Here is a 21,528-nt window from a genome sequence, read left to right on the forward strand (position 1 = left end):
GAAGAAGTTATGAGACAAGCAGAAATTGAACGTAATACCTTTGAAACCAAAATTAAGTTAAGCCTCAATTTGGATGCTCAAGAACCAGTAGATATTCAAACAGGTGTCGGATTTTTTGACCACATGTTGACCTTGTTTGCCCGCCACGGTCGTATGTCTTTGGTGGTTAAGGCTGATGGTGACCTTTGGGTTGATAGTCACCACACTGTTGAAGATGTCGGTATTGTCCTTGGTCAAGCTCTTAAAGAGGCCTTGGGCGATAAAGCAGGGATCAACCGTTATGGAACGGCTTTTGTACCTATGGATGAAACCCTTGGAATGGCAAGTTTAGACCTGTCTGGACGTAGCTTCTTGGTCTTTGATGCTAGTTTTGATAATCCAAAATTGGGTAATTTTGACACAGAATTGGTAGAAGAATTTTTCCAAGCCTTGGCCTTTAATGTTCAAATGAATCTCCACCTCAAGATTCTCCACGGAAAAAACAATCACCACAAGTCAGAAAGTCTTTTCAAGGCAACAGGACGTGCCTTGCGTGAGGCGATCACAGTCAATCCTGACATTCACGGCGTAAACTCGACAAAGGGGATGCTATGATTATCGTCATTGATTACGATGCGGGGAATACCGCAAATGTTCTACGTGCCCTTGAAAAAATCGGTGTGACTGCAGAATTGTCTGCTGACAAAGAAAAAATCCTAGCTGCAGATGGGTTGATTTTACCTGGTGTAGGTGCCTATCCAACGGCTATGGCAGAGTTGGAGCGAAGAGGCTTGGTAGCTGTTATCAAAGAGGCCGTCGCACAGGGAGTTCCACTTTTGGGAATTTGTTTAGGCATGCAGATTTTAACACAAAAAGGACTGGAACATGAAGAAACAGATGGTCTTGGCTTTATTCCAGGTGTCTGCCGTCCTATTCCAGCCAGCAAGGAGCAACCTGTCCCACATATGGGGTGGAATGATTTGGCTGTTAAGCAAGCCAGCCCTTTGACAGATGGTTTAGATGGCCAAGCTGTCTACTTCGTTCACAGCTATTTCACAGATGTCCCTAGCCAATACATTGATGTTACCGCAGACTACAGTATTGAGGTGCCAGCCATGATTCATAAAGACAATGTTTATGGGGCTCAATTTCATCCTGAAAAATCAGGGGATATTGGCTTAGGTATTCTTGAAAAGTTTGCAGGGTTATGTAAAGCCTAGAAGCTAGTGAGAGCAAAGACTTTTTGTTAGAAAGGATGGTAGGGGAGATGCAAATTCTACCAGCAATTGATATTAAGGATGGACAGGCTGTTCGTCTCTTTAAAGGAGATTTCAACCAACAAACCGTTGTCAATCCAGATGTTATTGAGCAGGCAAAGACCTTTAAGAATGCGGGCATTCAATTTATTCATGTCGTCGACTTGGACGGTGCCCTTGATGGTCGTGCCACTAACCGTGACTTGATTGCAGAGGTCAAGAAGGTTTCTGGACTTGGCATCGAAGTTGGTGGCGGTATCCGTACTTTGGAGCAGATTCGTGACTATTTGGAAGTTGGCATCGACCGTATCATTATCGGTTCAATGGCCGTTAAAAATCCTGACTTCGTTCGAGCAGCTTTAGAGGAATTTGGTGCCGATAAAATTGTCGTAGGTATTGATGCCAAGGCAGGGTTTGTCGCTACTGAAGGCTGGTTGGAAACCAGCAATGTGGACTATATTACCTTGGCCAAGGAAATGGAAAAGATGGGCGTAACCCTCTTTGTCTATACTGATGTTGATCGAGATGGCACACTGACAGGACCCAATCTTGATCACTACAAACGTTTGGTATCTGAACTCACAACCGCCAAAGTCATCGCTTCCGGTGGGATTGCAGAAGTAGCCGACTTAGATCACCTACAAGAGATTGGTGTGGCAGGAACCATTGTCGGTAAAGCTTACTATAACGGCAATATCACATTAGACCAACTCAAGTCTTTCGGAGGTTAAGATGCTTAAAAAACGTATTATTCCTTGTTTGGATGTCAAGGACGGTCGTGTCGTTAAGGGGGTTAATTTTGTGAATCTGACAGATGTTGGTGATCCTGTTGATTCTGCACGTGCTTACTATGAGGCTGGCTGTGATGAACTCGTTTTCTTGGATATCACAGCGACTTCAGACAATCGTGAAACAACGGTTGACATGGTACGCCGCGTTGCCGATCAGGTCTTTATCCCCTTCACAGTTGGTGGTGGTATCCGTTCAGTTGAAGACATGAACAAGATGCTTAAAGCTGGTGCTGACAAGGTTGCGGTCAATTCCTCAGCCCTTGCCAACCCGCAACTAATCGCTGATTGTGCTCAAAAATTTGGGAACCAGTGTGTAGTGGCTGCGATTGATGCCAAAAAGATGGCTGATGGGAGCTGGCATGTTTTTGTGGCGGGTGGCCGTAAGGATACAGGTAGGGACCTCATCCAATGGGCTCAAGAAGTCGTCGCCTTGGGGGCTGGAGAAATTCTCTTAACCAGCATGGACAAGGACGGCACTAAGTCTGGTTTTGATTTGGAAATGCTAAATCGTGTGGCGGAAGTCGTTGATGTTCCGATCATCGCTTCTGGTGGCGCGGGAAATATTGAGGACATTGTAGAGGTCTTTGAAAAGACAACAGCGACTGGTGCACTGGCAGCCTCTATCTTCCACTTTGGTGAGGTAAATATAGGCGAAACCAAACAAGTCTTGGCAAATGCAGGAATTGAGGTGAGACGATGACAGAGGTTAAACTTGATTTTGACAAACAAGGAGGACTGGTACCAGTCATTGTGACCGATTTCAAGACGGGGCAGGTGCTCATGTTGGCCTATATGAATGAGGTGTCCTATCAGTTGACCCTAGAGACCAAACAAATGCATTACTGGAGCCGTTCTAGAAATGAGCTTTGGCATAAGGGAGCCACATCTGGTCATTTCCAACATGTTAAAAGCATTAAGACTGACTGTGATCAGGACACCTTGCTTATCGCCGTGGAACAAGAAGGAACAGCCTGCCATACAGGAGCCTACAGCTGTTTCTTTACGGATATATATGATGACAGACAAGACAGATAGGAGTAGCTATGTTAGAAACACTTTATAAGGAAGCCTTAGATCGTAAAAAGAATCCCAAAGAAGGGTCTTATACCAATTACCTTTTTGATAAGGGGCTAGACAAGATTCTTAAAAAGGTTGGCGAAGAAGCGACAGAAGTTGTGATTGGAGCCAAAAATGCTGATAAAGAAGAAATTGCCAACGAGACAGCAGACGTCCTCTATCACCTAGCCGTTATGCTCGTTGAAACAGGGGTTAGCCCTGAAGACGTTGAAGCCGTACTTAAAGCACGTCAGGGCAAGCAAAGCAATGTCCATGACCGAAAAGAAGTAACAGATTATTGAGGATTATCTCAACCGATTTGAACTAAGAGGAAAAGCCTGAAGTGATGATTCAGGCTTTTTTGCTAGAGGAATTCAAATCATTTTGTTCCTCTAACTACCATGAGAAAGCGCTTTAAAATGCTATAATAGGAGTGAAGAAAGCTCGTTTTATTTGAAGGATTTGGTGTGCTTATTTATACAAATCATTGAGGAAAGGAAGGATGTCCTATGAAGAAAAATACTCCTTATATCATAACTCTTTCTCGTTTAGCAATTCTCCTCCTTTGTTCTAGTCTTTTAGTTGGTTGTACAGGAGCACTTCCAAATGCTTACTCAAAAGCCAGGGAAAAAACGCAAAAAATCTTGGCTTATAATGGTTTTAAGGGAAAGGTCCAAGTTAAGAATATCAAAAAGGTGATTCTAGATAGTGTAGGCATTTATGTCGATTATACCTATTCAGAGGAAACCTACGACAATCAAAACATATCATTAGATTCAAAAATTACTTTTAATCTTGACTGGACAGTTAATGGTGAAGAATATAAGACTCCTGGCCTTTACTCGGAAACCTATTTACAACAAAAATCTGTAAAAAAAGAAGAGCAGCAACTCTTCAAGGAACTTAAGAAGCAATCTTTAGGCCTTGATATCGAAGATTTCTCCTTCAGAGATAATACACTGATAGATCAAGAGGCTGGTAATCGTCGAAAACATTTAGCCGAAGAAAACCGTAAAAATGGCAAGCATGATTTTTATGGGTATTATCAAATTCCTTATCAAACAATGATTGATGAACATATTGTTGCTATGTCAATAAGAGTAAGTGATACAGAAAATACTAGTAAGAAAGATTTAGAAGAGGCTGCAACTAAACTGGATGCTAGCAAGCTACCAGACGGAGAGTACGAATTTTATTTTTTCACAACTGATGAAGAAAATTCCGCTTACTATGACAATTCCGGATATATTGGCTATACCTTTAACATACAAGACGGTAAGGTTGTCCAAGATGAAGATGATTAGATGATACTTTGATTCCTGCGATAATCTCGCACTCCATACTGGCGGCATAGAGGTATAGGCTATAGCTTAGTGAAAATGTTAACCTCAAAACATGCAAAAACATCTCCAAAAACTAGTTGGAGATGTCTTTTTATCTTACAAATTCTTTTTCTTTTTAGCTTTTTTGGTTAGGGCAAGATCACAATTTTCAATACTTGAGATAAGGTGGTTAGTCAATTGGAAGTCATCCACTTGGGGATTCAAATCCACTTCGTAGACCAGCTGCATGGTCTCCCCCCCACCAGTGGTGTTAAGGGAAATCAGGTCGCATTCACTGGTGAAATTGAGCAAGGTTTTAGTGATTTTTTGATCAATCAAGTCTTGGTAGGAGACGTTAATGGTCAGGAGTCTACGACGTTGGTTGTCGGTACGACTTTGACGATTTTCCAAAAGAAGCCAAACAGCTAGAAGGAAAATGGTAAAGAGGACAGCCAGTAAGAGATAGCCGGTCCCAGATGCCAGACCAATAATCATGGCCATGAAGACAGCGATTAGTTCTCTAGAACCGCTGGTGGCAGAACGAAAACGAATGAGACTAAAGGTCCCTGCCACGGCAATAGAGGTCCCCAAACTACCATTGACAAGGAAGATAACTAGGGTCATCAAACATGGAAGTAGGGTCAAACTGATGACAAATTCTCTGGTGTAGAGGGTCCGGTATTTGTAAGTCCAGGTTAGGGCCAATCCTAAAACAAGGCTGACCAGTAAGGCCAGCATGAGTTGAAGGGGACTAGCGGTTGCGGTCGCATCATTAAAGATAGAATTGAAGAGATTAGACATAGGCAGCAGCTCCTTTTTCTTGTGCTGGACGTGGTCTGTAGTCTAGACCTTGAGACTTATGATAGGCACAGCTGTATTTTGAGAATTTCTGCTCTTCCAAACCATGTTTATCTAAGATAGCTTGAAGCCAGTCAGGCTTTTTGCCAGGTGCCTTGATTTCCATGATAATCGTATCTTCATCAAGAAGGGGAAAACCATGATTTCCCTTAAAGAGACTGACATCTTCATCACGGTAAGTCAAATTTTGGTCAAGGGTAACACGAACTTTATTGTAGGCATAGCCTTCGATAGTCTCTTTTTCTTTCATCGAAAAACGGTCGTAGTAGATATACATACGAGGTTTAAGCCCCTCATCATAGCGTTGACGTAAGTGGTGGATATCCTGTAATAGCTGGCGGTCAGTGATTTGACCATGATTCTTACCGTCTGTCATCAAGTTAGTGATGGCAAGCGGTGTTGAAACGAGACGAAACTTATGACCGATTCCTTCATCATCTTTGGCTTTAACCTCTAAAAAGACCTTACTATCAATTTTGGGATTGGCTAGGTAGGTACGCATGCGGATTTTCTCTTGACGGTGATTACCATCTAGGGCATCTTGGATGACGTCAAAATTATCCGTATCAAAGTAAATATTTGAAATGGTAGATGTCGGATAATCATCCTCTACCAAATACTCCTTAAGATCAGTGAGCAGGTCCTCAAGATTGTCCTTTGAGACCACATATTTTGTTTCAATACGTTTAAAACGTGTTTCCAATTGTTTAACCATGAAAAAACTCCTTTTTTAGATAAGATACAAAGCCGTGAAGCAACTCTCAGGATAATAGGGGGACCAGTCGAAGGAGTTTAACTCCAAGCAGGTCCCATCTTTTCCCACGAGTTGTAGGCGAGTTCACTTAGATAAGATACAAAGCCGTCACTTCAAGATTTGGCTTTTATTTTTTAGTAGAAAATTAAATTGAGAGCAAAAGTACTACTATATAAAGTATTCATTTGCTTGCCTACTAGTCTATGGGACTTTTCTGAAAGTTTTCCTAAGTCAAACTTTCACCAAACTTAACTTAAGATAAGTTTCAGTTATCCTTTAGAAATGTTTTAGGTAAGTCCCGTAAACTGTAATCATCCAAACGAACCCGAGAGGAAAAATATATGAAATCAAAAAAACTAAAAAAATGGACGACTTTATTAACCTGTGCGACAGCCCTAACAGTCATGACGGCTTGTAGCCAATCAAGCAGTCAGTCAACTGGGACGACGTCAAGCACGACTTCAAAAACAAGTGCTGTAACAGCAACGACCAGTAAGAAAACAAATAAGAACAACAGCAACTACTTTACTTCTAAAGATTCTGATACCTCTTATAATGAAAGTTCAGCTACTAAGATTAAGTTATCAGGCTCATCTGCGGATGTTTCAGGTGATGGTGCAGCCCTATCAGGTTCAACTGTAACCATCTCCAAAGCTGGTACCTACGTCATTTCAGGAAAATCCGACGGTTTGCAAATCAAGGTAGACGCTGGGGATTCAGATGATGTCCATATTGTTCTAGATGGTGTTACCATGACTAATACAAATGCAGCAATCAACGCCACAAAAGCTGGTCATGTCTATCTGACACTTAAAGATGGCACTGCAAACACACTTTCTGATTCAAGTTCTAATAGTGATGAAGATGCGGATGCTGTGATTTTTTCTAAAGGAGATTTGACCATTAACGGTTCAGGTACCCTAAATATTGATGCCAAGAAAAACAACGGTATTAAAGCCAATGACAGCCTTCATATGACTGGCGGTACCTATAAGATTTCCTCAGTTGGTGATGCCTTCAATGTCAACGATGAACTCAACATCACAGGAACAACTATGACCATTGAAGCGGAAGAAGATGGTGTTAAGGTTGACAATGATGACGACACCTCAGTAGGTACCATGTATCTGTCTGACAATACCATGACCATTAAGGCTGGTGACGACGGTATTCATGCGTCTGGGGACCTGATTATTGATAGTGGTACTTACAAGGTTGAAAAATCAACTGAAGGTATCGAAGGTAAATCTGTGACCATCAATGACGGAGACATCGATGTCTATGCGACGGATGATGGTGTTAATGCGGCCAATGCTAATGCCAGTCAAAGTGAGATTTTCTTCAAGATGACTGGTGGAACCCTAAATGTTGAGGTTGGCCAGGGCGATACAGACCCAATTGATTCTAACGGCGATATTTTTGTATCGGGTGGAACAATCAATTTGACTGGTCAGTCTGGCTTTGACTTTGATGGTTCAGCGACCTATACCGGTGGTGACATTACTATCAATGGTGAGAAACAAACTAAGATTGAAAACTCAATGCCTGGCGGCGGTGGTCTCCAAGGTGGTGGGCAACCAGGTGGCTTTGGAGGAGGTCACTAAAGAGTCATAGGATGAAACAGAAAGGAAGTGCCTATGTATATTATTATTCCAGCTTATGAACCAGACAAACGCCTGATTCAGGTGGTTCAAGATATTACCATAAAACTCCCTAAAGCCCGTATTATTGTTGTTAATGATGGGAGTGGCCCAGGCTATAACGACTATTACGACGAAACGGCTTTTATTGGAGCGACTGTCCTTACCCATCCTGTCAATAAGGGTAAAGGAGCAGCTCTCAAGACTGCTTTCGCTTATATTCAAGAAGAAGTGGTTAGCCAACATCAATCAGCTCAGCCTATAGTCACGGTCGACAGTGATGGTCAACATCTAATTAAGGATATTGTCCGTGTGGCCGAGGCAACCGAGAATAATCCAAGCCATCTTATCTTAGGTGCGCGTGCCTTTGTTGGTAAGGTACCAGCACGTAGCCGCTTTGGGAATAAGGTGACTGCTGGACTTTTCCGTCTAGTAACTGGTCAGAAAGTCACAGATACTCAGACGGGGCTTCGAGGCATGTCAACCGACCTGATTCCATGGCTTCTTAATCTGGATGGCAATCGTTTCGAGTACGAGTTTAATATGTTGCTTGAAGCCAAAAAGTCAGGCCATCAAATCTCTGAAGTCCCTATTGAGACCGTTTATCTGGAGGAAAATAAAAGTTCGCACTTTCGCCCTATTCGTGATTCCATCCGTATTTACAGCCCTTTTTTAAAGTTCTCTGGCACGGCCGTTTTGGCCTCAGTCATTGATGCAACAGCCTTATTCGTGCTCTTTGCCTTGACGAAAAATCTGCTCCTTTCGGTCGTGCTAGCTCGTGTGATTTCGGCTTCCAGCCAGTGTCTACTGAACGCTAATGTGGTCTTTAATCCGACAAGCTCCCTCTTTAGGTCGAGTGTTCGCTACTTTATGTTGGTCCTAGTCCTCCTGGCCTGTAATTATTTTTTACTTAGTAGTCTAGTTGCTATTGGTTTAGGCCTGGTTCTGGCAAAATTGGTTACAGAAACCTTGCTCTTTTTAGTCAGCTATAGGGTCCAACATAACGTCGTTTTTGCTTAATAGCTGACTTGAAAATCGCTAACTGATTGAATAGAGATAGCTTATTTACCTCCCGATTACTTCTAAAAATTTTCCTAAAAATAGAAAAAAACTACCGTTTTCGATATTCGGTAGTTTTTAATGATTGTCGAAATGTTTTTCAATTTACATTATGATTAAAAATTGAAATGACTTGATAAAGACTCGAAATGGCTGAAAAAAATATGCTATAATGAAATTGTTTGAATTATGTAGATTTCATTCAAACTAGGAAAATGAAAAGAGGACCTAAAATGGGAAAAAAGGTACATTATAAGCTTCACAAAGTTAAGAAGCAGTGGGTGACGATTGCCGTCACTTCGGCAGCACTTGCCTCTATCGTAGGTGGTGCTACAGTAGCTAATCAAAAGGTTTCAGCCGATGAAACAACGAAACCAGTTGCCTCTACGACAGCTGAAAGCGATGTTGTCGTTGAAACGCATGAAGTAGCCGCTCCAGCAGCAACTGCTACGACAGATGCGACAGCAGTAACAACTGACAAGGCTGCTGATACTATAACAGTCGAAACTCCTGCGGCAGCAAGCACTGCAGCAGATACAAGTGCTAATACTGCAGTACCAGCAACAACTGATCGTGCAGCAGTAGTAAATGATGCAACAACAGAAGCACCAGCTACAACTGCGACTGCGACAGATACAACGCTTACAGTAGCTGAAAAACCAAAATCTGGTGTTACTGAAAAAGAAGAAACAGCAGCACTCTCTTTGGACAACATCAAACAAGTTGATGGTAAATACTATTATGTCAAAGAAGATGGTTCATACAAAACAAACTTTGCTGTTTCAGTTAATGGCCAGTTGCTTTACTTTGGTAAAGATGGTGCTTTGACAAGCACATCAACACACTCGTTCACACCAGGTACAACTAATCTAGTTGATGCTTTCTCTTCACATAACCGTGCTTACGATTCTAAGAAAGAAAGCTTTGAGTTGGTAGATGGTTATTTGACACCTAATAGCTGGTACCGTCCAGTCACTATTTTGGAAAATGGTGAAAAATGGCGTGTATCAACTGAGAAAGACTTCCGTCCACTTTTGATGGCATGGTGGCCTGATGTAGATACACAAGTTGCCTACCTCAATACTTTCTCTAAACACTTTAACCTTAACGCAACTTATTCAACCAGCCAAAGTCAATCTGAATTGAATGCAGCTGCTAAGACAATTCAAATTAAGATTGAACAAGAAATTTCAGCTAAAAAATCAACTGAATGGCTTCGTCAAGCAATTGAGTCTTTTGTAAAAGAACAAGACCAGTGGAATACTACAACTGAAAACTATACCCTTGCTGACCACCTTCAAGGGGGAGCTCTTCTTTATGTCAATAATGACAAGACCCCTTGGGCAAATTCTGATTACCGTTTGCTTAACCGTACACCAAGTAACCAAGATGGTTCTCTAAATGGTACAGGAAGATACTTGGGTGGTTATGAATTCCTACTTGCCAATGACGTTGATAACTCAAATCCAGTTGTGCAAGCTGAGCAGTTGAACCAAATTCACTATCTTGTGAACTGGGGATCAATTGTTATGGGTGATAAGGATGCTAACTTTGATGGTATCCGTGTTGATGCAGTTGATAATGTTGATGCAGACCTTCTCCAAGTTTATACAAACTACTTCCGAGCAGCCTTTGGTGTGGATAAATCTGAAGCTAATGCACTCGCTCACATTTCTATCCTTGAAGCTTGGGATTTAAATGATAATGCTTATAATCAAAAACATGATGGTGCAGCCCTTGCCATGGACAATAACCTTCGTTATGCAATTATGGGTGCACTTTATGGATCGGGCTCTTCATTGAAAGATTTGATTACTAGCAGTTTGACAGACCGTACAAATAATAGTAAGTATGGAGATACACAAGCTAACTATATCTTTGCACGTGCTCATGATAACCTTGTTCAAGATATCATTCGTGATATTGTTCAAAAAGAGATCAATCCAAAATCAGATGGTTATACCATGACTGATGCTGAATTGAAACGTGCCTTTGAAATCTATAATGAAGATATGAAGAAGGCAGAAAAACGTTATACTATTAACAATATTCCAGCTGCCTATGCTTTGATTCTTCAAAATATGGAGCAGGTAACTCGTGTTTATTATGGAGATCTCTATACGGATAACGGCCAATATATGGCTACCAAGTCTCCTTACTACGATGCTATCACAACGCTCTTGAAGAACCGTATGAAATATGTTTCAGGTGGACAATCGATGAAAGTCGACACGTTCAATGGAAAAGAAATCTTGTCATCTGTTCGTTACGGTAAAGATATTATGACTGCTGACCAAACTACGGGTGTAGCAGAAACAAGTGAACATTCTGGTATGTTGACACTTATTGCCAATAATCAGGATTTCTCACTGGGTGATGGTACTTTGAAAGTTAACATGGGTAAACTTCATGCTAACCAAGCCTACCGTCCATTACTTCTTGGTACTGATAAGGGAATTGTCACTTACGAAAATGATGCGGCAGCAGCTGGAAAAATTAAATACACTGATGCTGAAGGGAACTTGACTTTCAGTGGAGATGAAATCAAGGGGTATCGAACTGTTGATATGAGAGGTTATCTTGGTGTTTGGGTACCAGTAGGTGCGCCTGATAACCAAGATATCCGTGTTAAAGGTTCAGATAAGAAACTTGACAAGACATTTTCTGCTACTGAAGCATTGGACTCACAAGTTATCTATGAAGGTTTCTCAAACTTCCAAGATTTTGTTGAAAAAGATAGCCAATATACTAATAAATTGATTGCAGAAAATGCAGAACTCTTCAAGTCATGGGGAATCACATCATTCGAGATGGCTCCTCAATTTGTATCGGCTGATGACCGTACCTTCCTTGATTCTGTTATCCAAAATGGTTATGCCTTTACTGACCGATATGACCTTGCCATGAGCAAGAATAACAAATACGGTTCTAAAGAAGATCTTCGTGATGCACTTAAAGCCCTTCACAAGCAAGGTATTCAAGCAATTGCTGACTGGGTTCCAGATCAACTTTACCAATTGCCAGGACAAGAAGTTGTAACAGCAACACGTGCTAATAGTTATGGTACTCCAAAGGCCAATGCTTATATCAATAACACTTTATATGTTGCAAATTCTAAATCATCAGGTAAGGACTTCCAAGCTCAATATGGTGGTGAGTTCCTTGATGAGCTCCAAAAGAAATATCCACAGTTGTTTGAAGATGTGATGATATCAACTGGTAAGAAGATTGATCCATCTGTTAAAATCAAGCAATGGTCTGCTAAGTACATGAATGGTACTAATATCCTTGGTCGTGGTAGTCGTTATGTTCTCAGTAACGATGCTACTGGTCGCTACTATCAAGTTACTGATAATGGTATCTTCTTGCCAAAACCTTTGACAGATCAAGGTGGTAAGACAGGTTTCTACTATGATGGTAAGGGTATGGCCTACTTTGATAATAGTGGTTTCCAAGCTAAGAATGCCTTCATTAAATATGCTGGAAATTACTATTACTTCGATAAAGAAGGTTATATGTTAACTGGTCGTCAAGATGTCGATGGTAAGACTTATTTCTTCTTGCCAAACGGTATCCAGCTTCGTGATTCTATTTATCAACAGGATGGTAAATATTATTACTTTGGTAGCTTTGGTGAGCAGTACAAAGATGGTTACTTTGTATTCGATGTACCGAAAGAAGGTACTTCAGAAACAGAAGCTAAATTCCGTTATTTCTCACCAACTGGAGAAATGGCTGTTGGCTTGACTCATGCTGGTGGAGGATTGCAATACTTTGATGAAAATGGCTTCCAAGCTAAAGGTACTAAGTATGTTACTCCAGACGGAAAACTCTACTTCTTCGATAAAAATTCAGGTAATGCCTACACAAATCGTTGGGCTGAAATCGATGGTATCTGGTATGAATTCAATGATCAAGGCTATGCACAAGCTAAGAAGGGTGAATTCTACACAACAGATGGCTCAACATGGTTCTACCGTGATGCAGCTGGTAAAAATGTGACAGGTGCCCTTACTTTGGATGGTCACGAATACTACTTCCGTGCAAATGGTGCCCAAGTTAAAGGTGAATTTGTTACTGAAAATGGCAAGATTAGCTACTACACTGTAGATAATGGTTACAAGGTTAAAGACAAGTTCTTCGAAGTAAACGGCAAGTGGTACCATGCTGATAAGGATGGTAACCTCGCCACAGGTCGTCAAACAATTGACCACCTTAACTATTACTTCAATGCTGATGGAAGCCAAGTCAAATCTGATTTCTTCACTCTTGATGGTGGTAAGACATGGTACTATGCCAAAGATAATGGTGAAATCGTGACAGGTGCCTATAGCATTGGCGGTAAAAACTATTACTTCAAGGAAGATGGTAGCCAAGTTAAAGGTGACTTTGTTAAGAATGCTGACGGTTCACTTTCATACTATGATAAAGATTCAGGTGAACGTATCAATAACCGTTTCTTGACAACTGGTAACAATGTTTGGTACTACTTCAAAGACGGTAAGGCTGTAACAGGACGCCAAAATATCGATGGTAAAGAATATTACTTTGATAAATTGGGACGCCAAGTTAAAGGTAGCCCAATCAGCACACCAAAAGGAGTAGAATACTACGAATCAGTTCTTGGCGAACGTGTGACAAACACATGGATCACTTTCCAAGACGGTAAGACTGTCTTCTTCGATGAAAATGGTTATGCTGATTTCGATAAATAATCAATCAATCTAATCTTAATCTGAGAGATTAAGGGAAAAACGATATGATTTGACATGAATTTATAGGTGAAATTTCTTGAAAACGAGAATCGTTTAAAGAAATTTCACCTTTTTTTGCTCCTTAAAGAAAAAAATCTGACAAATATCAATTTTGAGTCAGAAAGGCTACAAATGTTATTAAATCAAGTGTTCTAGACATTTTCTAAAAAAATAGTTTCAGTTATCAAATGATATAAAAATGAGAATTGAAAACCTATGAAACAGGCTTATTACAAAAATTTTCTAATATTAATATTATGTTACATATATTTTATAAAAAAACAATTAATTCGAGAAATAGTTAGAAAATAATGATATAATGTAATTGTTTGAAATCGGATAGATTTCAGTCTGATTTTGACAAATAAAATCACGGGGAAAATTATAATGGAAAATAAGGTACACTATAAGCTTCATAAAGTTAAGAAGCAATGGGTTACAATTGCAGTTGCCTCTGCAGCACTTGCTACTGTCGTAGGAGGATTGTCTGCAACAACATCTTCAGTTTCAGCGGATGAAACTCAAGTTAAGACAGTAACTCAACCAAATTCAGATACAACAGCCGACTTAGTTACTTCTACAGAAGCAACCAAAGAAGTCGATAAACGTACAAATACAAAAGAAGCAGATGTTTTAACGCCTGCTAAAGAAACAAATGCTGCCGAAACAGCAACTACAACGAACACACAAGCAACAGCTGAAGCAGCTACAACAGCAACAACTGCTGATGTAGCAGTGGCAGCTGTTCCAAATAAAGAAGCAGTTGTGACAACAGATGCACCAGCTGTTACAACTGAAAAAGCAGAAGAACAGCCAGCTACCGTCAAGGCTGAAGTCGTCAATACAGAAGTTAAAGCTCCTCAAGCTGCTTTGAAAGATTCAGAAGTGGAAGCAGCACTTTCTTTGAAAAACATCAAATACACTGATGGTAAATATTACTATGTTAATGAAGATGGTTCACACAAAGAAAACTTTGCCATTACTGTAAATGGTCAATTGCTTTACTTCGGCAAAGATGGCGCCCTTACAAGTTCATCAACACACTCTTTCACACCTGGAACAACAAATATTGTTGATGGTTTCTCAATCAATAACCGTGCCTACGATTCATCTGAAGCAAGTTTTGAATTGATTAATGGTTATTTGACTGCTGATAGCTGGTACCGTCCAGTTTCTATCATCAAAGATGGTGTGACTTGGCAAGCATCAACTGCAGAAGATTTCCGTCCACTTTTGATGGCTTGGTGGCCAAATGTAGATACGCAAGTTAATTACTTGAACTACATGTCTAAAGTCTTCAACTTGGAGGCTAAGTACACAAGCACAGATAAGCAAGCAGACTTAAATCGTGCTGCTAAGGATATCCAAGTTAAGATTGAACAAAAGATTCAGGCTGAAAAATCAACACAATGGTTGCGTGAAACTATCTCTGCCTTTGTTAAGACACAACCACAGTGGAACAAAGAAACTGAAAACTATTCAAAAGGTGGAGGAGAGGATCACCTTCAAGGTGGAGCCCTTCTTTATGTGAATGACTCACGTACACCATGGGCAAATTCTAACTATCGTCTTTTGAACCGTACGGCTACTAACCAGACTGGTACGATTAATAAGTCAGTTCTTGATGAGCAGTCTGACCCAAACCACATGGGTGGCTTCGACTTCTTGCTTGCTAATGACGTAGACTTATCTAACCCAGTTGTTCAAGCGGAACAATTGAACCAAATTCACTACCTTATGAACTGGGGTTCAATTGTTATGGGTGACAAGGATGCTAACTTCGATGGTATCCGTGTCGATGCGGTAGATAATGTCAATGCTGACATGCTTCAACTCTACACAAACTATTTCCGTGAGTACTATGGTGTAAATAAATCTGAGGCGCAAGCTCTTGCTCATATCTCAGTTCTTGAAGCGTGGAGTCTTAACGACAACCATTACAATGACAAGACTGATGGTGCTGCGCTTGCCATGGAAAATAAACAACGTTTGGCCCTCCTTTTCTCATTGGCTAAACCAATTAAGGATCGTACACCAGCTGTAAGTCCTTTGTATAACAATACTTTCAATACGACTCAACGCGATTTTAAGACTGACTGGATTAACAAAGATGGAAGCACTGCCTACAACGAAGACGGTACAGCTAAACAGTCTACAATTGGTAAATACAATGAGAAATACGGAGACGCGTCAGGAAACTACGTCTTTATCCGTGCCCATGATAACAACGTTCAAGATATTATTGCTGAAATCATTAAGAAAGAAATCAATAAAAAATCAGATGGTTTCACTATCTCTGATTCTGAAATGAAGCAAGCATTTGAAATTTACAACAAAGACATGCTCAGCAGCAATAAGAAATATACCTTGAATAACATCCCTGCAGCTTATGCTGTAATGTTGCAGAACATGGAAACGATCACTCGTGTCTACTATGGAGACCTTTATACAGATGACGGTCACTATATGGAAACTAAATCACCATATCACGACACCATCGTTAACTTGATGAAGAACCGTATCAAGTATGTATCTGGTGGACAAGCGCAACGTTCTTACTGGTTGCCAACTGATGGTAAGATGGACAATTCAGATGTTGAACTTTACCGCACAAGTGAAGTCTACACTTCAGTACGTTATGGTAAAGACATCATGACAGCTGACGATACAGAAGGTTCTAAATACAGCCGTACCTCTGGTCAGGTAACTCTTGTAGTGAATAATCCAAAATTGACTTTGCATGAGTCAGCTAAACTTAATGTTGAAATGGGTAAAATCCATGCCAACCAGAAATACCGTGCTTTGATTGTTGGTACAGCTGATGGTATCAAGAACTTTACATCTGATGCAGAGGCAATCGCAGCAGGTTACGTGAAAGAAACAGACAGCAATGGTGTCTTGACTTTCGGCGCTAATGACATCAAGGGTTATGAAACATTTGATATGTCAGGTTTCGTAGCAGTTTGGGTTCCAGTCGGAGCTTCAGATGATCAAGATATCCGTGTAGCACCTTCAACAGAAGCTAAAAAAGAAGGCGAATTGACCCTTAAAGCGACTGAGGCTTATGATTCACAATTGATCTACGAAGGATTCTCAAACTTCCAAACTATCCCGGATGGTTCAGATCCTTCAGTCTATACTAACCGTAAGATTGCTGAAAATGTTGATTTGTTCAAATCATGGGGCGTAACATCATTTGAAATGGCACCACAATTTGTATCTGCCGATGACGGTACCTTCCTTGACTCAGTTATCCAAAATGGTTATGCCTTTGCAGATCGTTATGATCTTGCCATGAGTAAGAACAATAAATATGGTTCTAAAGAAGATCTTCGTGATGCTCTTAAAGCCCTTCACAAGGCTGGTATCCAAGCAATCGCTGACTGGGTTCCAGACCAAATTTACCAATTGCCAGGTAAAGAAGTCGTAACAGCGACTCGTACTGACGGTGCAGGACGTAAGATTGCAGATGCTATCATTGATCACTCACTTTATGTAGCTAACTCTAAGTCATCAGGTAGGGATTACCAAGCTCAATATGGTGGCGAATTCTTAGCTGAACTTAAAGCTAAGTACCCTAAAATGTTCACGGAAAACATGATCTCAACTGGTAAACCAATTGATGATTCTGTTAAATTGAAACAATGGAAGGCTAAATACTTCAACGGAACAAACGTTCTTGACCGCGGTGTTGGCTATGTACTTAGCGATGAAGCAACTGGTAAATATTTCACTGTCACTAAAGAAGGTAACTTCATTCCTCTTCAATTGACAGGAAATGAAAAGGCTGTTACTGGGTTCTCAAATGATGGTAAGGGAATCACTTACTTCGGTACAAGTGGTAATCAAGCTAAATCTGCCTTTGTTACTTTCAATGGAAATACCTATTACTTTGATGCACGTGGTCACATGGTTACAAATGGTGAATACTCACCAAATGGTAAAGATGTTTATCGTTTCTTGCCAAATGGTATCATGTTGAGCAATGCCTTCTATGTTGATGCTAACGGTAATACTTACCTTTATAACTATAAAGGTCAAATGTACAAGGGTGGTTACACTAAATTTGATGTAACTGAAACTGATAAAGATGGTAATGAATCTAAGGTTGTGAAATTCCGTTACTTCACTAATGAAGGTGTCATGGCTAAAGGTCTTACTGTTATCGATGGTTCCACACAATACTTTGGTGAAGATGGTTTCCAAACTAAAGATAAGTTAGCAACCTATAAAGGTAAGACTTATTACTTCGAAGCTCATACTGGTAATGCTATCAAGAACACTTGGAGGAACATCGATGGTAAATGGTACCACTTCGATGAAAATGGTGTTGCCGCTACAGGTGCTCAAGTTATCAATGGTCAAAAACTTTACTTTAATGAAGATGGAAGTCAAGTTAAAGGTGGCGTTGTTAAGAATGCAGATGGTACTTATAGTAAGTACAAAGAAGGTTCTGGAGAGCTAGTGACTAACGAATTCTTCACAACTGATGGCAATGTTTGGTACTATGCAGGCGCTAATGGTAAGACTGTTACAGGTGCTCAAGTTATCAATGGACAACACCTCTACTTTAATGCAGACGGAAGCCAAGTTAAGGGTGGTATTGTTAAGAATGCAGATGGTACTTATAGCAAGTATGATGCTGCAACAGGTGAACGCTTGACTAATGAGTTCTTCACAACAGGAGACAACAATTGGTACTATATCGGTGCTAATGGTAAGTCAGTGACTGGTGAAGTTAAAATTGGTGACGATACTTATTACTTTGCTAAAGATGGTAAACAAGTAAAAGGGCAAACAGTAAGTGCTGGCAATGGTCGAATCAGCTATTACTATGGTGATAGTGGTAAGAGAGCTGTTAGCACATGGGTAGAAATTCAACCAGGAGTTTACGTTTACTTTGATAAGAATGGTCTTGCTTACCCACCTAGAGTGCTAAACTAATTGATTTAAAAAGGAGAACTTCGGTTCTCTTTTTCTACCATTTGCCAAGTCTATCAAGGCTTTAAGTAAAAAAAGAGATAAGATAGTGGCTATTCTGAGGTTACTGTCTTATTTTTAACACTTTTTGATCCATAAATGGGCATGCTAAAAAAACACCTCATCTGGTATTTTTTGAAACAAGGTGTTACCATAATACGGCATAGACAGCCTTATCGATTTTGGGTCAAAGAGTAATCGTAAAGTTTGTTATGCGTAATGAGGTAATACATTGTTCGAATGAGACGATGTATAGAGGAAATCGTATGTGGCTTAGTTGAAGCTATTGTCGATTGTCTGTTTCGTTTCTCATAGAAATCTGCGATATGACAAGGATTGGTATGGCTAGCTGAAGCGATATTGCGAATAGATTTGTACAGAATTTTTCTTGCACAAGGATTCCCACGCTTAGTAATATGCTCTTGACCTAGGAAATCTCCCGACTCATAGTGTTTGAGATCAATACCGATAAAAGCGTTGATTTGATTAGCAGACGTAAAGCGACGAATGTCTCCTAATTCGCCAATAACGCTTGTACCCGTTGTCTCTGCGATGCCAGGAATAGAGAGAAGAATCACATATTCAGGTAGAGGTTTAGCTAACTCTATCAACTGTTCTAAAACTTGTTCTCGACGGCTTGTCAACCTTATAAGTTTCTGTGCATTATACTTAACCTCTTCTATTATAGGAGAGGTTTTTGAAATGGCAGAATAAGATTGCTTTACCAGTCCAACTAGCTTCTCAGCCAAGTTACCTACTCTGTTCTCTGAAATGCGTTTAGAGGTTGACTGGCGAATAGTCTCTTTCAACTCAACTTCCGATAATTCCAGCACCTAATGCTTTGTTGGGAAGATGGACACGAGATTCTAATATTGCTCACCTGCAGGAGTAGATAGTAGAATCTCGATTTCTGGGAAGGCGACTTGAAGAACTTTGTGCAGCCTATTCTTCGTCCTTACGATATCCTCTGTCAGATTTTGGTAGAACCGGCTAAGATCATGCAAGTTTTGATAGACTTTTTCTTGAACATAAATTGGCTTACGGTTTAAAACGAATTGTGACGAAGCTAGTTTCCCTGCGTCAATTTTATCGGTTTTCCGGACTCGTAAGCTGTCAAGTTGCTTTTTAGCTTCCAAAGGATTAAGACGTGTATAGTCATAGCTGTTTTCTTCTAGAAAAGCCTGAAGTCGACAAGAGTAGACACCATTAGCTTCGAAAATAATTTCGGGGTTTCTCACGGTCTTTAGTCCTTCAGTAGACGAGAAAATCCGATAATGTCATTAGACATAGTATAGCCATGAACCCTTTCACCATTCACAAGAATAGCGACTTCTGAGCTTGCTTTACTCACATCAATTCCAAAAACTGTCCGCATTATGTTTACCTCTTTGTCTTGAATGATTCCTTATTTTAGTGATTTCATTTTCAATACTCGACGTCTAGCGTCCAACATACTTTGATAAAATTCCATCTAAAACAGGTGTCTTGCCAGTTTTTTTACGGCGTCTAGCGCCAAAAGAAGCCACGACTTCACAAGACACCTCTACTTTAACACAAAGAAAAAGTAGTGAGTACTCACTCCCGTCGGAGATTTCTTCACTACTAATCTTAGTATGTTTTCTACAGGCGGCAGGTCTAGTTGATGACCATGAGAATGATTGTGAATGGAAAAGCGGAAGTTAGTGAGTGCAGCGTTTAATTATCTGAGAATAGAGAAAAAGCTGAGAAACTCATCTCAGCTTTTTATACATACTATTAAATTTGTTAAAGTGAAGTCAAAAAAGTGAGTCCACCCAAAATCACACCAGCTGAGTTTGGAATAATTAGTATCCAATCTTTCTTGGGTTCTTTTGTCCATCCATAAAGAACCCAAATTAAACAAGATACTGCTGCGGATAAAGGCTGGAATGGTTGAGCTTTGTTGCCTTGTAAATTGGCAAAAATTTGTGGGATGTAGGCGATAAATACAATAATCCCGATAAAGGCCCCAATGGAACCGACAATTTGATTTATTTTTTGTTTAGTCATATATACCTCCAATTGTAGAGTATCAAAATGATTGAAAATAGGCAAGGAATATGGTCATTTGTTGTTATTTTCTGTACAAAATAGAATAAAATGTTTATATCTATATTTTGCAGAGGATAGTATACAATATGTTCTGTAAACACAAAAAGGAATAAATCCGTTATAGTAGAGTTGCGAAACATTACTAGAAAGAGATTTATTCCTATGACTCAGTTTAGCACAGAACTACTTAACTTCTTAGCCCAAAAGCAAGATATTGATGAATTTTTCCGTACTTCTCTTGAAACGGCGATGAATGATCCGCTTCAAGCAGAATTGTCAGCCCTTTTAGGGTATGAGCCTTACGATAAAGTAGGCTATAATTCTGGTAATAGTCGTAATGGAAACTTTAGTCCAGCTTTGATCCCCTCTTATGGACGTCGAGATGACCACTTGGAAGAGATGGTTATCAAACTCTATCAAACCAGCGTAACGACTCGAGAAATTAGCGACATCATCGAGCGAATGGATGGTCATCACTATAGTCCTGCCACAATTTCTAATATCTCAAAAACAACTCAGGAGAATGTCTCTGCTTTTCATGAGAGAAGCTTAGAAGCCAATTACTCTGTTTTATTTCTTGATGGAACCTATCTTCCATTAAGACGTGGAGCCGTTAATAAAGAATGTATTCATATCGCACTTGGCATTACACCAGAAGGACAGAAGGTTGTTCTTGGATATGAAATCGCCCCAAATGAAAACAATGATTCATGGTCCACCCTGTTAGATAAGCTTCAAAAACAAGGCATTCAACAGGTTTCTCATGTAGCGACCGATTGCTTCAAGGGGCTTGAGCAGATGATCAGTCAGGCTTACCCATTAGCTAAACAACAACGTTGCTTAATTCATATTAGTCGAAATCTAGCTAGTAAAGTGAAACGAGCAGATAGAGCGGTTATTTTGAAGCAATTTAAAACGATTTATCGTACTGAAAATTTAGAAATAGCAGTCCTAGCTTTGGAGGACTTTATCGCTGAATGGAAACCAAAGTATAGGAAAGTCATGGAAA

At 40.1% G+C, this 21,528-nt stretch carries 15 protein-coding genes and 2 pseudogenes; 13 read left to right on the forward strand and 4 right to left on the reverse strand.

Annotated elements, in window-relative coordinates; genetic code table 11:
- Positions 1 to 9 precede the first annotated feature (9 nt).
- The 7 genes from hisB to HMPREF3112_RS07460 all read left to right on the forward strand — a co-directional run bounded on the left by hisB (position 10) and on the right by HMPREF3112_RS07460 (position 4,386).
- Positions 10 to 594 carry an imidazoleglycerol-phosphate dehydratase HisB gene (gene hisB / locus HMPREF3112_RS07430; protein ID WP_002884025.1) on the forward strand — a complete coding sequence of 195 codons (585 nt, stop codon included), beginning with the start codon at positions 10 to 12 and terminating at the stop codon, positions 592 to 594.
- Positions 591 to 1,199: an imidazole glycerol phosphate synthase subunit HisH gene (hisH, locus tag HMPREF3112_RS07435; RefSeq protein WP_038675796.1), complete on the forward strand. Its 609-nt coding sequence runs from the start codon at positions 591 to 593 to the stop codon at positions 1,197 to 1,199. The genes hisB and hisH overlap by 4 nt, the downstream gene beginning before the upstream one ends.
- A gap of 47 nt (positions 1,200 to 1,246) precedes the next feature.
- The gene (hisA, locus tag HMPREF3112_RS07440) at positions 1,247 to 1,966 is read left to right on the forward strand and encodes a 1-(5-phosphoribosyl)-5-[(5-phosphoribosylamino)methylideneamino]imidazole-4-carboxamide isomerase (protein ID WP_038675798.1); all 720 of its coding nucleotides are present in this window, start codon (positions 1,247 to 1,249) and stop codon (positions 1,964 to 1,966) included.
- Position 1,967: 1 nt separating this feature from the next.
- On the forward strand, positions 1,968 to 2,726 hold the full coding sequence (hisF, locus tag HMPREF3112_RS07445; protein WP_002890735.1) for an imidazole glycerol phosphate synthase subunit HisF: 759 nt from the start codon (positions 1,968 to 1,970) through the stop codon (positions 2,724 to 2,726).
- A complete protein-coding gene (gene hisI / locus HMPREF3112_RS07450) occupies positions 2,723 to 3,061 on the forward strand; it encodes a phosphoribosyl-AMP cyclohydrolase (RefSeq protein ID WP_038675800.1) in 339 nt (112 codons plus the stop codon). The genes hisF and hisI overlap by 4 nt, the downstream gene beginning before the upstream one ends.
- Before the next feature lie 8 nt (positions 3,062 to 3,069).
- A complete protein-coding gene (gene hisE, locus HMPREF3112_RS07455) occupies positions 3,070 to 3,384 on the forward strand; it encodes a phosphoribosyl-ATP diphosphatase (protein WP_002884043.1) in 315 nt (104 codons plus the stop codon).
- Positions 3,385 to 3,591: 207 nt separating this feature from the next.
- Positions 3,592 to 4,386 carry a hypothetical protein gene (locus HMPREF3112_RS07460; RefSeq protein WP_038675802.1) on the forward strand — a complete coding sequence of 265 codons (795 nt, stop codon included), beginning with the start codon at positions 3,592 to 3,594 and terminating at the stop codon, positions 4,384 to 4,386.
- A gap of 135 nt (positions 4,387 to 4,521) precedes the next feature.
- Here HMPREF3112_RS07460 and HMPREF3112_RS07465 read toward each other — a convergent pair whose 3' ends face one another.
- Both HMPREF3112_RS07465 and HMPREF3112_RS07470 read right to left on the reverse strand, forming a co-directional pair.
- Positions 4,522 to 5,205 (reverse strand): DUF4956 domain-containing protein, encoded by a 684-nt coding sequence (locus HMPREF3112_RS07465; RefSeq protein WP_038675804.1) that lies wholly within the window; start codon positions 5,203 to 5,205, stop codon positions 4,522 to 4,524.
- Positions 5,198 to 5,977 (reverse strand): polyphosphate polymerase domain-containing protein, encoded by a 780-nt coding sequence (locus tag HMPREF3112_RS07470; RefSeq protein ID WP_038675806.1) that lies wholly within the window; start codon positions 5,975 to 5,977, stop codon positions 5,198 to 5,200. Before HMPREF3112_RS07470 ends, HMPREF3112_RS07465 begins: the two co-directional genes overlap by 8 nt.
- A gap of 380 nt (positions 5,978 to 6,357) precedes the next feature.
- On the opposite strand from HMPREF3112_RS07470, the gene HMPREF3112_RS07475 reads away from it, so the two are divergent.
- The 4 genes from HMPREF3112_RS07475 to HMPREF3112_RS07490 all read left to right on the forward strand — a co-directional run bounded on the left by HMPREF3112_RS07475 (position 6,358) and on the right by HMPREF3112_RS07490 (position 18,413).
- Positions 6,358 to 7,620, forward strand: a complete 1,263-nt coding sequence (locus HMPREF3112_RS07475) for a carbohydrate-binding domain-containing protein (protein ID WP_038675807.1) — start codon at positions 6,358 to 6,360, stop codon at positions 7,618 to 7,620.
- A 33-nt stretch (positions 7,621 to 7,653) separates the two neighbouring features.
- Positions 7,654 to 8,676, forward strand: a complete 1,023-nt coding sequence (locus tag HMPREF3112_RS07480; protein WP_038675810.1) for a glycosyltransferase — start codon at positions 7,654 to 7,656, stop codon at positions 8,674 to 8,676.
- 272 nt (positions 8,677 to 8,948) lie between these two features.
- Positions 8,949 to 13,430, forward strand: a complete 4,482-nt coding sequence (locus HMPREF3112_RS07485) for a glycoside hydrolase family 70 protein (protein WP_070439002.1) — start codon at positions 8,949 to 8,951, stop codon at positions 13,428 to 13,430.
- 426 nt (positions 13,431 to 13,856) lie between these two features.
- Complete coding sequence (locus HMPREF3112_RS07490; protein WP_070439003.1) at positions 13,857 to 18,413, forward strand: glycoside hydrolase family 70 protein; 4,557 nt, start codon at positions 13,857 to 13,859, stop codon at positions 18,411 to 18,413.
- A 209-nt stretch (positions 18,414 to 18,622) separates the two neighbouring features.
- On the opposite strand, the pseudogene HMPREF3112_RS07495 reads toward HMPREF3112_RS07490, so the two are convergent.
- Positions 18,623 to 19,824: pseudogene (locus HMPREF3112_RS07495) on the reverse strand (IS110 family transposase).
- 242 nt (positions 19,825 to 20,066) lie between these two features.
- Here HMPREF3112_RS07495 and HMPREF3112_RS11945 point away from each other — a divergent pair.
- A pseudogene (locus tag HMPREF3112_RS11945) lies at positions 20,067 to 20,132 on the forward strand (DNA-3-methyladenine glycosylase I); the annotation flags it as partial.
- Between the two features lie 81 nt (positions 20,133 to 20,213).
- Here HMPREF3112_RS11945 and HMPREF3112_RS07500 read toward each other — a convergent pair.
- Positions 20,214 to 20,477 (reverse strand): SemiSWEET family transporter, encoded by a 264-nt coding sequence (locus HMPREF3112_RS07500; protein ID WP_037599404.1) that lies wholly within the window; start codon positions 20,475 to 20,477, stop codon positions 20,214 to 20,216.
- Positions 20,478 to 20,681: 204 nt separating this feature from the next.
- Between HMPREF3112_RS07500 and HMPREF3112_RS07505 the strand changes: the two genes are divergently transcribed.
- On the forward strand, positions 20,682 to 21,528 hold an 847-nt coding region (locus HMPREF3112_RS07505), incomplete at its 3' end, for an IS256 family transposase (protein ID WP_070439327.1).

Source organism: Streptococcus sp. HMSC10E12, from assembly GCF_001807855.1.
GTDB lineage: Bacteria > Bacillota > Bacilli > Lactobacillales > Streptococcaceae > Streptococcus > Streptococcus salivarius.